The sequence below is a fragment of the Streptomyces sp. NRRL F-5755 genome (genome assembly GCF_001279365.1).
Taxonomy (GTDB): domain Bacteria; phylum Actinomycetota; class Actinomycetes; order Streptomycetales; family Streptomycetaceae; genus Streptomyces; species Streptomyces rimosus.
The window spans coordinates 1-14,719 of record NZ_LGCW01000184.1 but is presented as its reverse complement, the minus strand read 5'-3'; the positions used below and the strand labels follow the sequence as shown (position 1 = coordinate 14,719).

At 75.4% G+C, this 14,719-nt stretch carries 15 protein-coding genes; 5 read left to right on the top strand and 10 right to left on the bottom strand.

Annotated features, from left to right (window positions below; all coding sequences use genetic code 11):
- Positions 1-3: 3 nt before the first annotated feature.
- The 5 genes from ADK86_RS16850 to ADK86_RS16830 form a co-directional block, all read right to left on the bottom strand.
- Positions 4-756: a class I SAM-dependent methyltransferase gene (locus tag ADK86_RS16850; RefSeq protein ID WP_053697308.1), complete on the bottom strand. Its 753-nt coding sequence runs from the start codon at positions 754-756 to the stop codon at positions 4-6.
- A gap of 390 nt (positions 757-1,146) precedes the next feature.
- Entirely contained in the window at positions 1,147-1,653 is a 507-nt protein-coding gene (locus ADK86_RS16845; RefSeq protein ID WP_053697307.1) for a MarR family winged helix-turn-helix transcriptional regulator, read from the bottom strand.
- Positions 1,654-1,865: 212 nt separating this feature from the next.
- Positions 1,866-3,677 (bottom strand): FUSC family protein, encoded by a 1,812-nt coding sequence (locus ADK86_RS16840; RefSeq protein WP_053697306.1) that lies wholly within the window; start codon positions 3,675-3,677, stop codon positions 1,866-1,868.
- A gap of 45 nt (positions 3,678-3,722) precedes the next feature.
- Positions 3,723-4,754, bottom strand: coding sequence for an acyl-CoA dehydrogenase (locus ADK86_RS16835; protein ID WP_053697305.1), 1,032 nt, complete (start codon positions 4,752-4,754; stop codon positions 3,723-3,725).
- 28 nt (positions 4,755-4,782) lie between these two features.
- Complete coding sequence (locus ADK86_RS16830) at positions 4,783-5,982, bottom strand: acyl-CoA dehydrogenase family protein (protein ID WP_053697304.1); 1,200 nt, start codon at positions 5,980-5,982, stop codon at positions 4,783-4,785.
- A gap of 113 nt (positions 5,983-6,095) precedes the next feature.
- Here ADK86_RS16830 and ADK86_RS16825 point away from each other — a divergent pair, with 113 nt between their 5' ends.
- The 3 genes from ADK86_RS16825 (at position 6,096) to ADK86_RS16815 (ending at position 8,816) form a co-directional block, all read left to right on the top strand.
- Positions 6,096-6,914 carry an SDR family oxidoreductase gene (locus ADK86_RS16825; RefSeq protein ID WP_053697303.1) on the top strand — a complete coding sequence of 273 codons (819 nt, stop codon included), beginning with the start codon at positions 6,096-6,098 and terminating at the stop codon, positions 6,912-6,914.
- Between the two features lie 93 nt (positions 6,915-7,007).
- Positions 7,008-7,595, top strand: coding sequence for a TetR/AcrR family transcriptional regulator (locus ADK86_RS16820; RefSeq protein WP_053697352.1), 588 nt, complete (start codon positions 7,008-7,010; stop codon positions 7,593-7,595).
- A 63-nt stretch (positions 7,596-7,658) separates the two neighbouring features.
- Positions 7,659-8,816, top strand: a complete 1,158-nt coding sequence (locus ADK86_RS16815) for an acetyl-CoA C-acetyltransferase (protein ID WP_053697302.1) — start codon at positions 7,659-7,661, stop codon at positions 8,814-8,816.
- A 40-nt stretch (positions 8,817-8,856) separates the two neighbouring features.
- On the opposite strand, the gene ADK86_RS16810 is transcribed toward ADK86_RS16815, so the two are convergent.
- The 5 genes from ADK86_RS16810 to ADK86_RS16790 all read right to left on the bottom strand — a co-directional run bounded on the left by ADK86_RS16810 (position 8,857) and on the right by ADK86_RS16790 (position 12,886).
- Entirely contained in the window at positions 8,857-9,168 is a 312-nt protein-coding gene (locus tag ADK86_RS16810) for a hypothetical protein (protein WP_030593378.1), read from the bottom strand.
- 184 nt (positions 9,169-9,352) lie between these two features.
- Complete coding sequence (locus ADK86_RS16805) at positions 9,353-10,408, bottom strand: NAD(P)H-dependent flavin oxidoreductase (protein ID WP_053697351.1); 1,056 nt, start codon at positions 10,406-10,408, stop codon at positions 9,353-9,355.
- Positions 10,405-11,190: a CoA-transferase subunit beta gene (locus ADK86_RS16800; RefSeq protein ID WP_053697301.1), complete on the bottom strand. Its 786-nt coding sequence runs from the start codon at positions 11,188-11,190 to the stop codon at positions 10,405-10,407. Before ADK86_RS16800 ends, ADK86_RS16805 begins: the two co-directional genes overlap by 4 nt.
- Positions 11,187-12,071: a CoA transferase subunit A gene (locus ADK86_RS16795; RefSeq protein ID WP_053697300.1), complete on the bottom strand. Its 885-nt coding sequence runs from the start codon at positions 12,069-12,071 to the stop codon at positions 11,187-11,189. Before ADK86_RS16795 ends, ADK86_RS16800 begins: the two co-directional genes overlap by 4 nt.
- Positions 12,071-12,886, bottom strand: coding sequence for an enoyl-CoA hydratase family protein (locus ADK86_RS16790; RefSeq protein WP_053697299.1), 816 nt, complete (start codon positions 12,884-12,886; stop codon positions 12,071-12,073). The genes ADK86_RS16795 and ADK86_RS16790 overlap by 1 nt, the downstream gene beginning before the upstream one ends.
- A gap of 98 nt (positions 12,887-12,984) precedes the next feature.
- Between ADK86_RS16790 and ADK86_RS16785 the strand changes: the two genes are divergently transcribed.
- On the top strand, positions 12,985-13,821 hold the full coding sequence (locus ADK86_RS16785) for an SDR family oxidoreductase (RefSeq protein ID WP_053697298.1): 837 nt from the start codon (positions 12,985-12,987) through the stop codon (positions 13,819-13,821).
- A partial coding sequence (locus tag ADK86_RS16780) for an SDR family oxidoreductase (RefSeq protein ID WP_053697297.1) occupies positions 13,814-14,719 on the top strand: 906 nt, incomplete at its 3' end. The genes ADK86_RS16785 and ADK86_RS16780, both read left to right, overlap by 8 nt.

The window sequence follows — 14,719 nt, the reverse complement described above, 5'->3', positions numbered from 1 at the left end:
CGGTTACCGCCGGGAGGAGTCCCCGGGCACCCGCGCGGACACGGCCAGGACGTGCGGCGCCGCCAGGTAGCGCGCGAACAGGGACGCGCTGCCGTCGGCGGCGGTGCGCGGGGACTGCCAGGCGACATCGGTGAACCCGGCCTCCGTCAGCGCCCGTTCGTGCGCCTCGCGGGACCAGTAGTAGGCGGTCACCTGGAAGCTCTCCCCGTCGGCACGGCCGTGCAGGCCGACGGGGTCGCCGTCGCGCAGGTGCGGGTCGGCCACGGTGAGGTCGAAACCGTAGGGCCGGTAGTAGTGGGGGACCGTCGCGAAGTCCGGGTTGAGCGTGGCGGCCACGAAACGGCCGCCGGGGGCGAGGGTGGCGCGGGCGGCGGCGCACAGGCGGGTGAGCGCGGCCGGGGTGGCGGCGTACGACAGCGCGTAGACGGACACGGCCAGGTCGAACGCGCCGGTGAGGGTGTCCGTCGTCGCTTCGTCGTGGACCAGGTAGCGCACGCCCAGGGGCTCGACCTCCTCGCGGTGCCGGGCGTGCGCGATCAGCCCGGGGGAGCGGTCGACGCCGAGCACGCCGCCCGCGCCGTTGCGGGCGAAGAAGCGGGCGTAGAGCCCCGAACCGCAGCCGAGGTCCAGGACCCGGCATCCCTCGACGCCGCCCGCCGCGGCGAGGACGGAGGGCATCTCGATGTGCCGTCTGAAGGGCAGCTCGTCGATGCTGCGCTCGTGCAGAGCGGCCATACCGTCGAATTGGGAAGTCATACGCTGCCTCAGGAAGCGGGTCGCCGGGCGACGGGGCGGGCGGTGGGCGGACGGCAGGGGCCGTGCCCCGGCGGTCCCCGCCCGGCGGTGGCCGCGAGCCGCGGCTGACCGCCCCTCGTGGGGCGCGGCATGCGCTCGGACACTGCGGCGTTCCTCCCTCGGCCGTGTTCGGGACCGGCGCCGGCCTGCGGGCACCTGCGGAGCCGTTCACGCAACGCATCATTGCGCAGCCCGCGCGCGTTGCCCGGGAGGCGCCGGGCGAACGGCCGCCGCGCCACTCCGGCGGACCGCCCGCCGCTCCGTATACCTCCCCGCACCCGGGCACCGGGAACGCGGCGTCGCCCGTCCGGCGTACGGCGGCGCACCGCCCGGCCCCGCCCCCGGCCGCCGTCAGTCCAGCAGGCTGCCGAGCCGCCCCTCCAGCAGTACCAGCAACTCGCTCAGCCCCTGCGACAGTTCGGCCTGCCGCCGGGCGTCGATGCCCTCCAGCAGACCGGCCTCGTAGCGCAGTTGCTCGGGCAGCAGCCGGTCGATGACCGCGCGTCCCGTGTCGGTGAGCGAGAGGTGCGAGACGCGCCGGTCCCGCTCGTCGGGGCGCCGCGCGAGCAGCCCGCGCGATTCCAACTGCCGTACCCGCTTGGTGACCGCGGCCCCGGAGGCGAACGTCTCGCGCGCGATCCGGCCCGGCGTCAGCTCGCGGTCCATCCGCCGCAGCGTCCCGAGGATGTCGAACTCCGGGCGGGTCAGGCCCTCCCGCCGCAGCGGCGCGTCGGCCGCCTGCTGCAACAGCGCGGAACAGCGGTTGAGCCGTCCGATCACCGCCATCGGGCCGGTGTCCAGCCCCGGATGGACCTGCTGCCACTGGCGCAGCACCCCCGCGACGATGTCCTCGGTCACGCGCGCACCTCTTCTTCCCGGGCTCTCCCGGCCCCCGTCGGCATCCTGTGTCGCGCACGGCGGACCACGGGCCGCCGTCCGGGCCCCGCGCCGCGCCGCGCCCGGCCATTCTGCCTGGCGCCGGGCGCGCGAGCGGTCCGGGGCGGCGCGGGCGGCACCGGCGCGGTCCGGGGTGCGGCTCCCGGCGGGCGGCCCGGTCCGGCGGACACGCGCTACGCGGCCAGCGCCGGCGCGGACAGCCGGCGGACGAGCCGGGCCAGCGTCCGGTGTCCCCGCTGCTCGGCCAGGGCGACGCGCTCCTCGGGGACGGCGCGCTGCCACCACTCGCCGGCCGACACCTCCACCGCCTCCCGCAGCTCCATCAGGCTCGCGGCGAGCCGGTCCCGCGCCCAGCCGATCCGGCGGGCCCCGTCGTCCGGTATGCCGTCACCGTCCGGTACGTCCTCGTCGCCCGGCCCGCCGTCACCGTCCAGCAGCCGCAGGGCCGCCGCCTCGGCCGCGGCCACTTGGTCGAGCGCGATCTCGATGCGGTCCGCCGCGCGGCGGTTGGTCACCAGGACGCAGCAGGCCAGACCCACGGCGGCGCCCACGACGGTGTCGATCCAGCGGTCGGTGACCAGCGTCCGGGCGGGCAGCTGGCGTGCGAATTCGGTCAGCAGCAGCGCCATCGGGGTGACCCAGACCGAGCCCAGCCAGTAGTTGCGGGTGATGCTCGCCTCCGCGCAGAACTGGAAGGTGAGCGCCAGCAGGATCATTGCCAGGTGGCCGGTGTGGATCACCGGCAGCAGCGCGGTGAAGAGCAGCAGGCCGAGCAGGTTGCCGAGGGTGCGCTGGAGGGCCCGCTGCCAGGACAGGGTGGTGTTGGCCTGGTAGATGGAGGCCGCGGTGACCACGGCCCAGTACGGATGGCCGACACCGACCGCCATCGAGGCCCAGCCCGCCAGCGCGCAGCCCGCGGCGACCCGCGCGCCGATGGGCAGCAGCGGTGAGCCGGGCGCGAGGCGGCGGAGCACGGCGGGAAAGCCGTGCGGGCGGCCGGGAGCGGGACGGCGCGGCGTAGCGCCTGCTGCCTGTTCGTGCTCGGCGGTGATCCCCGCCAGCTCGCCGGCCTGCGCGCCGGTGAGCGTGACCTCCGGCAGCGGGCGGCCCCGGCGCAGGTCACGGGCCCACGCCGCATAACGCTCGGCCTCCGCCGTATCGGCCTCCGGGGCCGCGAGGGCCGACTCGGCCCGTACGAGCAGCCGCTCCAGCCCTGCGCGGGCGGCTGCTGCGGCGGGTGTGCGGCCCGGCACCTGGAACAGCGTCTGCCAGGCGGCGTTCACGGCGGCCGCGGTGGCGTGCCGGGCGCGGTCGGGCCCGCCGTGGGCGTCCGCCGCGGCCGGGCCGGAGCGCAGCAGCCCGGCGGCGGCCTCCAGCGCCCGCGCCGTCGCGATCCGCTCCGGGCCGCGCGGCCTGACCAGCGCGGGCGCCATGCACACCAGCCAGGCGAGCCCGCCCGCGCCGAGCGCCAGCGCCACGTGGAAGGGCACCTGCCCGATCCGCTGCGGAACGAAGAAGGCGGACGCCGAGATGAAGGTGAAGATCAGGTTTCCGGGCGGCCCGACGCGCGTCGCGTCGCACATCATCTTGTGCACGGCGGCGACCAGCGAGGCGAGGAGGACGAGCAACGGGACCGAGGTGGTCAGGGAGGCCGCCGTCAGGGCGGCGCCGAGGCTCGCGACCATGCCGAGCACCACCCACATCAGGGTGCGGGCCCGCGCGGCGTACGGCAGACCGTGCGCGTACAGGGCGCACATCGCGCCGGCCGAGGTGTAGAGCACCAGGTCCATGCGCCCCAGCGCGAGCAGCGTGAACTCGGGGATGCCGAGCGCGACGACGGCGCTCAGCGCGGGCTTGTGCCAGATGTCCACGGGGCGGCGCAGCAGCACCGTGCTCCTGATGGGCAGCGGCCGGGCGCGTACGGCGCCGCCGCTCCCGGACGTGGCCGCCGCGCGCTTTCCCGTGGGCCTGGCATGCTTCCCCATGGCAAAAAGCTTAACAGGTGTTTTACTCGTGAAACATTTGCGCCGTCACCGGGCCGGTGCGGTGTGGTCGGCGAGGACGCGGGCCCGGCACTCCGCGGGTGTGCCCCAGGCGTTTCGCAGGGCCCGTGCCTTCCGTATCCACAGGGAGAGGTCCAGCTCATCGGTATAGCCGAGGGCTCCGTGCAGCTGGAGCGCGGCCCGCGCCGCGGCATATGCCGCCTCGCCCGCTGCCACCTTCGCCATCGCGATGCCGACGCCCACGGCATCCGCCGCACCCGCCGTTCCCGCCTGCGAAGCCCTCGCGGACTCCACTGCCGCCCCGTACACCAGCGGCTCGGCGAACTCCAGCGCCAGCAGCACATCCGCCAGCCGGTGCTTCACCGCCTGGAACGAGCCGACGGCGACGCCGAACTGGGTGCGCTGCTTCACGTACGCCACCGTGTCGTCCAGCAGCCGTCGGCCGACGCCGAGCGCCTGGGCCGCCGTGAGCAGCCGCGCGATGTCGTCGGCCCGCGCGGCGGCGACCCGCACGGCCGGTCCGCTCGCCAGGACGGCCCCGCCCGGGCACCGGGTCAGCCGCCGCGCCGGGTCGACCGAGGGCTGGACCGGCCCGCTCCCGCCGGACGCCCGCAGCGTGTCGCCGTCGACGAGGAACGTCGCATCGGCGGTCGCCGCGTCGAGGGCGTACGGCCCGCGGGTCAGGTCCGCGTACGACACCATCGCGTCCCCGGCCGCGATCGCGGGCTGCCAGACGCCGGCCGGGCCGCCCGTGTCACCGAGCCGCTCCAGCAGCACCGCCGCCGCAGCGGTCTCCACCACCGGGCCGGGTATGGCATACCGCCCCAACTCCACGAAGGAGACGACCAGTTCGACGGGCAGGAACCCCGCGCCCCCGTACTTCTCCGGTACGGCGAGCCCGAACACCCCGGCCCCGGCGAGCCGCCGCCACACCGCACTCCCGGGGGCGCTGTCACCGGCGCCCCAGGCCCGTACGGCGGCCGGGGTGTCCGCCGCCGCCAGCACGCGGCCGAGCGTCCGGCCGAACTCCGCCTGCTCCGCGTCCAGCAGGAACCGCATCCCCACTCCTCTCACCGGCGCGGCCCGCTCAGCGCCGCCCCTTCGGCAGGCCCAGCAGCCGCTCGGCGATGATGTCGCGCTGGATCTCGTTCGTACCGGCGTAGACCGGACCCGCCAGCGCGAAGATCCAGCCGTCGGCCCAGCTGCCGTGGTCCGGCGCCTCGGGGGCGGCGTCGGCGAGTTCGCCGCGCGGCCCGAGGAGGTCGAGTGCCGTCTCGTGCAAGGCGATGTCGAGTTCGGACCAGAAGACCTTGGTGAGGCTCGCCGCCGCGCCAGGGGTGCTGGTTCGCGTCCCCGCGGCCCCCGGAGCGCCGCCCGCCGCGAGCCGCGACGCCTGGGCGTAGGCGGCCAGTTGATAGGCGCGGGCGCCGATCACCGCGTCGGCGACCCGGTCGCGCAGCGCCGTGTCCGCGGGGTCGGCCGTGTCCCGCCACAGGGCGGCGAGGCGGCCGGCGGCGGCCGTGAAGCGCCCGGGGCTGCGCAGGGTGAGCCCGCGTTCGTCGCCCGCCGTGCTCATCGCCACCCGCCAGCCCTGCCCGGGCTCGCCGATCACGTCCGCGTCCGGCACGAACACGTCCTCCAGGAGGAGTTCGGCGAAGGCGGGCTTGCCGTCGAGGCGGCCGATGGGCCGTACCGTCACGCCGGGCGCGGACAGGTCGAACATCAGATACGTCAGGCCGTGGTGCGGCCGGTCCGCGCCGGGATGGCTGCGGAACAGCCCGAAGGCCCGGTCCGCGAAGGCGGCGCGGGAGGACCACGTCTTGTGCCCGCGCAGCAGCCAGCCGCCGTCGGTCCGTACGGCGGCCGAGCGCAGCGCGGCGAGATCGGAGCCGGCGCCGGGCTCCGACCACGCCTGCGCCCAGACCGTCTCCCCGCGCGCCATCGGCGGCAGCACCCGCGCCACCTGCTCGTCCGTGCCGTGCGCGAAGAGGGTGGGGGCGAGCAGGCTGACGCCGTTCTGGGAGACCCGGCCCGGAGCGCGCGCCGCGTAGTACTCCTCCTCGAAGAGCAGCCATTGCAGCACCGACGCGCCCCGCCCGCCGTACTCCTCCGGCCAGGTCACGGCCGACCAGCGGCCGCCGTGCAGCTCGCGCTCCCAGGTCCGGTGGGCGGCGAAGCCCTCGGCCGTCTCCAGGGAAGGCAGCGGTTCGGCGGGCACGTGGGCGGCCAGCCAGTCCCGCGCCTCCTGCCGGAACTCCTCGTCCTGCGGGGCGAGTTCGAGGTCCATCGGCGAGCGGCCTCCCGTCGCGGTGGCGGCTGGCTCCGGCGCGGGTCCCGCCGGGGGCCGCGGCTGCGCCGCGACCGTTCCCTAACAAGTGTTAGGTAGGTTAGCGTACGGCCATGACGCCCGAGAAGCCTCCGACGGCGCACCCGGCACCCCAGCCACCCCCGTACGTCCCCGGACACGGCCTGCTCGCCGGCCGGACCGCGGTCGTCACCGCCGCGGCGGGCACCGGCATCGGCGGCGCCACCGCCCGCCGGCTCCTGGAGGAGGGCGCGGACGTGGTCCTCTCCGACGCGCACGCCCGGCGCCTGAAGGAGTCCGAGGCGGCGCTCGCCGCCGAGTTCGGCGCCGCGCGAGTCGCCGCGCTGCCCTGCGACGTCACCGACGAGACCCAGGTCAACGCCCTCTTCGACGGCGTCGAGCGGCGGCACGGGCGGCTGGACGTGGTCGTCAACAACGCCGGGCTCGGCGGCAGCGCCGACCTGGTGGCGATGACCGACGCGCAGTGGACCGCCGTTCTCGACGTCACGCTGAACGGGACCTTCCGCTGCACCCGCGCCGCGCTGCGCCGGATGCGGACCGCGGGCCGGGGCGGCGTGATCGTCAACAACGCCTCCGTCGTCGGCTGGCGGGCCCAGCGCGGCCAGGCGCACTACGCCGCCGCCAAGGCCGGGGTGATGGCGCTGACCCGCTGCGCCGCCGTCGAGGCCGCCGCGTACGGGGTCCGGGTCAACGCCGTCTCGCCCAGCCTGGCCGTCCACCCGCACCTGGCGAAGGTCGCCGACGAGGAACTGCTGGCCGGGCTGGCCGCCCGGGAGGCGTTCGGGCGCTCCGCGGAACCGTGGGAGGTCGCCAACGTCATCGTCTTCCTGGCCAGCGACTACGCCTCGTACATGACCGGCGAGACGGTCCCGGTCAGCAGTCAGCGCGCGTGAGCGGGGAGCGACAATGGCCCGGTGCCCACCGACAGCAAGCCCCGGAAGACCGGCGGCAAGTCCCAGAAGAAGCCCGCCGCGGGAAAGTCCGCCGTGAACCCGTCGCCCGCCCGCCGCCGCGAACTGCTCGCCACCGCGGCCGAGGTGTTCGCCGCACACGGCTACAGCGCCACGACCGTACGCCGCATCGCGGACGAGGCCGGGCTGCTCGCGGGCAGCCTCTACTACCACTTCGACTCCAAGGAAGCGATGCTGGACGAGATCCTCAGCACGTTCCTGGACGAGCTGTGGGCCGGCTACGACGCGGTGCTCGCGGCCGGGCTCGGCCCCCGGGAGACCATCGAGGCCCTGGTCACCGAGTCCTTCCGGGAGATCAACCGGCACCGCGCCGCCGTCGCCATCTACCAGAACGAGTCCCGGCAGTTGGCCGCCCGCCCCCGCTTCGGCTACCTCGCCGACTCCCGGCGCAAGTTCGAGAAGGCGTGGCTCGGCACGCTGGAGCGCGGCGTCACCGAGGGCGTCTTCCGCCCCGAACTGGACGTCCGGCTCACCTACCGGTTCGTCCGCGACACCGTCTGGGTCGCCGCGAGCTGGTACCGGCCGGGCGGCCACCACGGCCCGGAGGAGATCGCCCGCCAGTACCTGACGATGGTGCTGGACGGCATCGCCGTACGGGACTGACCGCACAGCACCTCCGGGAAACACCGCGCACGCTCCGCACGCCCCGACGACCGAGGAGCCCGCATGGCCGAGGCTTACATCATCGACGCGCTGCGCACCCCCGTCGGCAGGCGCGGCGGCTCACTCGCCGCCGCGCACCCGGCCGACCTCGGCGCCCATGTGCTCGAAGCGCTGATGGCGCGTACGGGCGTGGACCCGGCCGCCGTGGACGACGTGGTCTTCGGCTGCCTGGACGCGGTCGGCCCGCAGGCCGGTGACATCGCCCGGACCAGCTGGCTGGCGGCCGGGCTGCCGGAGGAGGTGCCGGGCGTCACCGTGGACCGGCAGTGCGGCTCCTCCCAGCAGGCCGTCCACTTCGCCGCGCAGGGCGTGCTCTCCGGCACCCAGGACCTGGTGGTCGCGGGCGGCACCCAGAACATGTCGATGGTCCCCATCGCCTTCGCGAGCCGCCGGGCCGCCGAACCGCTCGGCCTGACCGAGGGCCCGTTCGCGGGCAGCGCGGGCTGGCGCGCCCGCTACGGCGACCGGCCCGTGAACCAGTTCCACGGCGCCGAGCTGATCGCTGAGCAGTGGGGCATATCCCGTACGGACATGGAGGAGTACGCGCTGCGCTCGCACCGGCGGGCCGTGCGCGCCCTCGACGAGGGACGCTTCGCGCGCGAGGTGGTCCCGTACGGGGACGTGATCGCCGACGAGGGCCCGCGGCGCGACACCTCTGCGGCGAAGATGGCGGCCCTGCCGCCCGTGGTGCCCGGCGGGCGGCTCACCGCCGCCGTCTCCTCCCAGGTCTCCGACGGCGCGGCGGCCCTCCTGCTGGCGAGCGGGCGCGCCGTACGGGAGCACGGCCTGACACCGCGCGCCCGCGTCCATCACCTGTCCGTACGCGGCGAGGACCCGATCCGGATGCTGACCGCGCCGATCCCGGCCACCGCGCACGCCCTGAAGAAGACCGGGCTGCGCATCGACGCGATCGACCTCGTGGAGATCAACGAGGCGTTCGCGCCGGTCGTGCTGGCCTGGCTCAAGGAGACCGGCGCCGATCCCGCGCGGGTCAACGTCAACGGCGGCGCCATCGCGCTCGGCCACCCGCTCGGCGCGACCGGGTGCCGGCTGATGACGACGCTGCTGCACGAGCTGGAGCGCACCGGCGGGCGCTACGGCCTCCAGACGATGTGCGAGGGCGGCGGGCAGGCCAATGTGACGGTGATCGAACGGCTGTGAACCGGACCGGGGACGTCCCCGGCCCGGCGGTGCCTCCGGGTCAGCAGGCCCGGTTCTTCACATACAGGGCGCGCGGGCCCCGGTCCGTGCCGTACCGGACGTCCTTCGTCTGCCCCTTGGCGAGGCGGCCGTTCACGGTCGGCCGGGCCGGTACGACGATCGTGTAGCAGGCCGGGCGCTGCCTGCAGAGGTTCTTCAGGCGGACGAGCCGCTGGTGGTCCTTGGTGAAGTACTTCATCACCTTGGCGCACTGCGGCGCCCGCGGGGCCGCGGCGGCCTGGGACGCCGTGGCCAGGCCGAGCGTCGTGCTGAGCGCCGTCACCGCGACGGCCGTGGCGAGGAACTTGCGCATGTGATCTCCCCCGACGGAAACCTCCGCCCGCGGCGGCACCACGGGCAACCTTTCTGGTCGTCCCCACCGTAGTCCGCCGGAGTCCCGTTCGATATTCGGGGCATGTGTTCGAGACGGTGGCGGCGTGTCGGCGCGTACGGTACGGGTCCCGGCGGCGGCCTGCTCGGGCCGGGCGGCCCGCCCCTCAGGCCGGGCGGCCCGCCCCCAGCCGGTCCAGCGTCGCCGCCGCCTCGGCCATCACACGCTCGACCAGTTCCGCGCACGACGGCAGGTCGTCGATGAGCCCCGCCACCTGACCGGACGCCAGCACCCCGGCGTCGGTACGGCCCTCCACCAGCCCGGCCCGCAGCATCATCGGCGTGTTCGCGGCCAGCAGCACCTGCCCCCAGGTCAGCTCGGCGCCGCGCTTCATGGCCAGCCCGTCGCGCACCATACGGGCCCAGCCCGTGCCCGCCTGCTTCCGGAACGCCGCCGCGTGCCGCACGGCCCGCAGCAGGGCCGCCGGACGCCCGGACCGTTCGAGGGCGGCGACCAGGTCCGTCCGCAGCATCCGGTGCGGCAGCCCGTCCACCTTGCGCGTCACCGTCACGTCCCGCACCGAGGCGGCCAGGTAGCGCGCCTTGACCGCGGCCGGGACGGTGCTGTCGGAGGTGAGCAGGAACCGCGTGCCCATGGCCACGCCCGCCGCGCCGAAGGCCAGCGCGGCCACCAGCCCGCGCCCGTCGTGGAAGCCCCCGGCCGCCACGACCGGGATGTCCACCGCGTCCACGACCTGCGGCAGCAGGACGGTGGTGGCCACCTCGCCGGTGTGCCCGCCGCCCTCGGCCCCCTGGACGACCACCGCGTCCGCGCCCCACGCGGCGACCTTCTCCGCGTGCCGCCGCGCCCCCACCGTCGGGAGGACGACCACGCCCGCGTCCTTCAGCCGGGCGATCAGCTCCCGCGAGGGCGCCAGCGCGAACGAGGCCACCCGTACGCCCTCCTCGATGATGATCCGCACCCGCTCCGCGGCGTCCCCGGCGTCCGCCCGCAGATTGACGCCGAACGGCCGGTCCGTACGGGCCGCCACCTCGCGGACCGCGGCCCGCAGCCGCTCCGTGGACATGGTGGCGGAGGCCAGGATGCCGAGCGCCCCGGCCTCGGCGGTGGCGGAGACCAGGCGCGGCCCGGCGACCCAGCCCATGCCGGTCTGCACGATCGGGTACCGGACGCCGGTCAGCTCGGTGAGCGCGGTGGTCAGGGCCCGCACGGCGGCACCTCCCGGTCGCGCAGCCCGCCCGGATCGAGCACCTCGCGGATCAGCCGCAGCTCGGCGGCGTCCGGCGCCCTGGTTCCGGGCACCCCGCCGTCCGGCACGCGCAGCACGAACCCGGTCGCCTCCCGTACGTCCTCCACTCGTACGCCGGGGTGCAGCGACCGGATGCGCATCGTGCGGTCCGGCGTGTCGAAGTCGAAGACACCGAGGTCGCTGACGACCTCCCGGACATCGTGGAAGCGGGTGGCGGACGGCCCGGCCGCCGCGGCCCGGTCGTACCCGACGCCGCACACCATGTCGACCCGCTCGACGAAGGTCCGGGGCGAGTGCCGGGGCACCCAGTAACTGGTCGGGTGGTTGAGCGTGTTGACGGGCGCGCCGCGCACCCCGAGCAGCTGCCGGGACGGGCGCGCCCAGTCCCCGATGCAGGAGATGTTCTGGTTGCCGTACCGGTCGATCTGGCTCGCGCCCATCATGACGTGCCGGCGGCCCGTGGCGACCAGCGCCAGATGGCGGCGGTAGGGGAGCCAGCCCTCCGCCACCGGCGCTCCGTTCCCTGCCTCCGGCGCGTCGCCGACGAGCAGCGCCTCGCCGTCCGTCAGCAGGAGCTCGGGGGCGAAGGTGCGTTTCGCGAGCCGGGCGCCGAGGGCGGGCACGGTGCCCATGGGGGAGGCGAGCACTTCGCCCGCGCCGCGCCAGACTTCGGCGCAGGCCACCACACAGCACTCGGCGCGGGTGGCGGTCCTGGGTCCGGACCCGGCTGTCATGAGCGCTCCCCGGCGGTCTCTTCGGCGGTCTCCTCGGTGAAGGCGGCGACCGCGGACCGGTAGTCGTCCTCGTCGCCCGACAGGAAGCGCTCGACGAACCCGGCCCAGGCGTCCGGGTCCGCCGCCGCCCGTACGTACGACCGCTGGAACGCCTCGTCCCGCCCGTAGTCCGGCGCGCACGAGGTGAAGTGCGCGCCGTGCGGCGCCTCGACGACACCGCTGACGAACATCCGGCTGACCAGCAGCGTCTGCGGGCCGCCCGCCCGGTTCAGCTCCGCGCCGTCCACGATCCGCTCGCACGAGACGTACGCCGCGTCCGCCGCCTCGCAGAAGAGGTCGTCGAAATACGGATCGGGCCCCAGGTACTGCCCGTTGCCGCGCGCATCCGCCCGGTTGAGGTGCACCAGCGCCGCATCCAGCCGTAGCGCGGGGACGGCCGCAAGCTCCTCGCCGTCCGCGTACGGCGAGGTCACCGTACGGATGTGGGGGTTGACCCGCAGCACGTCGGACCCCGGCCCGGCCCGTACCGGCAGGAAGGGCAGCCGCTGTCCGGCCGCCGTCAGCCCCCACATGAACATCGCCTCGTCCAGCTCGGTCAGCGCGAAGGCGCCGCGCTCGCGGGCCGCGCGGAAATGCGGCTCCAGCGGGATCGAGTCCAGGGTGACGAAGGGCATGACCAGCCGGCGGATCTTCCCGGCAGCGGCCAGCAGGCCCACGTCAGGGCCGCCGCAGGAGACGACGGTGAGGTCCGTCAGCGGGGACCGCAGCAGGGCCCGTACGAGCGCCATCGGCTTCCGCCGCGAGCCCCAGCCGCCGATGCCGACCGTCATCCCGCTCGCCAGCCGGGCCACCACGTCGTCGGCGGTCATGACTTTGTCCATCAACTCGGCTCCTTCGAGGGCGGGTTGACGGCTTCCGCGCCGGACTGGTCCGCCGGGCGCGGCGTCCCGCTCCCGAACGCGTCCCGGTGCCGGTCCGCCACTCCGCTGAGACTGGCCTCGAAGGTGAAGCCCTGCTCGAAGCGGTAGCTGCGGTGCACATCGACGGGGTCGATGCCGTTGATGGCGGCCTTGGCCAGCCGCAGCAGGTACCCGTCCTTGGCGGCGATCTCCCCGGCCAGCCGCAGCGCCGCCGCCAGCAGCGCGTCGCGCGGCACCACCTCCCACACCGAGCCGTGCCGGTGGAGTTCGGCGGCGGTCACGGTGCGCGAGGTGTAGTAGAGGGTGCGCATCAGGTGCGGCGGGACGAGCCGGGCGAGATGGGTGGCCGCGCCGAGCGCGCCACGGTCCAGTTCCGGCAGGCCGAACGTCGCGTCCTCGCTCGCCACGATCGCGTCCGCGTTGCCGACCAGCCCGATCCCGCCGCCCAGGCAGTGGCCCTGCACGGCGGCGACGACCGGCACCTCGCAGTCGTACACGGCCCCGAACGCCGCGTGGCACCCGCGGTTGACGCCGAGCAGCGCGCCGTGCCCCGGCGTCCGCTGCAACTCCTTGATGTCCACCCCGGCGTTGAACCCGCGCCCGGCGGCGGCGAGTACCACGCAGTGGGTGCCGGGGTCGCGGCCGGCCGCCCGTACCGCGTCGGCGAGGTCGAACCACCCCTGTACGGGCAGGGCGTTGACCGGCGGCCGGTCGACGGTGACGAGCGCGATGCCGTTCCCGGGACGGGACAGTGTGACGGCGGTGGAGACACCCATGGGCGGATCAGCTACCTTTCCACCAAACGTTTGTTAGGTGCCGGGTGTCTGAGAAGGTAGCAGCGCGGCGCCCGCAACGGGAGGGCGGAGGTGGCCTTTTGGCGATCGGCATCGACCTGTCGGGGCGCGTCGCGGTCGTCACGGGCGGCACGCGGGGCGTCGGCGCCGGCATTGCCAGGGCCCTGCTCGCGGCGGGCGCCACGGTCGTCGCCGCCGCGCGCCGCCCGCCGCAACGGCCGGTCGAGGGGGCGGACGGGCGCGCCGCCGCCTTCGAACCGGTGGACGTACGTGACTCGGATGCGGTCACCGCCTGCTTCGCCCGCGTACGGGACCGGTACGGCAGTCTCGACATCCTCGTCAACAACGCGGGCGGCACCCCGTACCGGCTCCTCGCCGACTCCACACCGCAGCAGGCCGCCCGAATCATCGAGTTGAACCTCGTCGCGCCGCTCACCGCATCCCTCGCCGCCCGCGCCGTCATGGCGGACCAGCCGGCCGGCGGCTCCATCATCATGATCGGCAGTGTCAGCGGCACCCGCCCCTCGCCCGGCACCGCCGCCTACGGAGCCGCCAAGGCGGGCCTGGAAAACCTCGCCCGCACCCTGGCCGTCGAATGGGCACCGCACATCCGCGTCAACACGCTCGTCGTCGGCATGGTGCACACCGAACGCTCCCACCTGCACTACGGCGACGCGGCGGGCGTCGCTGCCGTCGGCCGCACCGTCCCGCTCGGCCGGCTCGCGACGCCCGACGAGATCGGCGAGGTCTGCGCCTTCCTGGCGGGGGACCGGTGCGGGTACGTGACCGGCGCCAGCCTCGCCGTCCACGGCGGGGGCGAACGGCCGGCGTTCCTGGGCGCCGCCGGTACTCCGAGCGGGCCGCCGCCCACGTCCCGTACGCCCGCAACCACCGACCAGGAGGACGCAGATGACTGAGAACGTGCGGGACGAAGCGGCCGGGGCGGGGCTGTGCGCCGGGCGCGTGGTCGTCGTCACCGGGGCGGGCCGGGGCCTCGGGCGCGCCCACGCCCTGGCGTTCGCGGCCGAGGGCGCGCGGGTCGTCGTCAACGACTTGGGCGTACGGCCGGACGGCAGCGCGGCGGCGGAGGCCGGCGGACCCGCCGAATCGGTCGCCGCGGAGATCCGCGCGGCGGGCGGCGAAGCGGTCGCCCACGGCGGGGACATCGCCACGCCCGCGGGCGCCGCCTCGCTCGTCGCCACCGCGCTCGGCACGTACGGGCGCCTGGACACCCTGGTCAACAACGCGGGCTTCGTCCGCGACCGGATGCTGGTGAACCTGACCGAGGACGAGTGGGACGCCGTCCTGCGCGTCCACCTCAAGGGCCACTTCCTGCCGCTCCGGCACGCGGCCGCGCACTGGCGCGCGGAGGCCAAGGCGGGCCGCACACCGCGGGCGCGCGTGGTCAACACCAGCTCCGGCGCGGGCCTAGCGGGCAGCGTCGGCCAGGCGAACTACTCCGCCGCCAAGGCCGGCGTTCTCGGCCTCACCCTGGTGGCCGCCGCCGAACTGGGCCGGTACGGAGTCCAGGTCAACGCCATCGCCCCGGCCGCCCGCACCCGGATGACCGAGCACACCTTCGCCGAGACCATGGCCGCGCCGACGGACGGCACCTTCGACGCCATGGCCCCCGAGAACGTCTCCCCGCTCGTCGTCTGGCTCGGCTCCGCCGCCTCCGAAGGCGTCACCGGCCGCGTCTTCGCCGCCGAAGGCGGCCGGATCACGGTCATGGAGGGCTGGCGTCCCGGCCCCACCGCCGACAAGGGGGGCCGATGGACTCCGGGCGAGGCGGGGGAGGCGGCGCGGGGGTTGCTG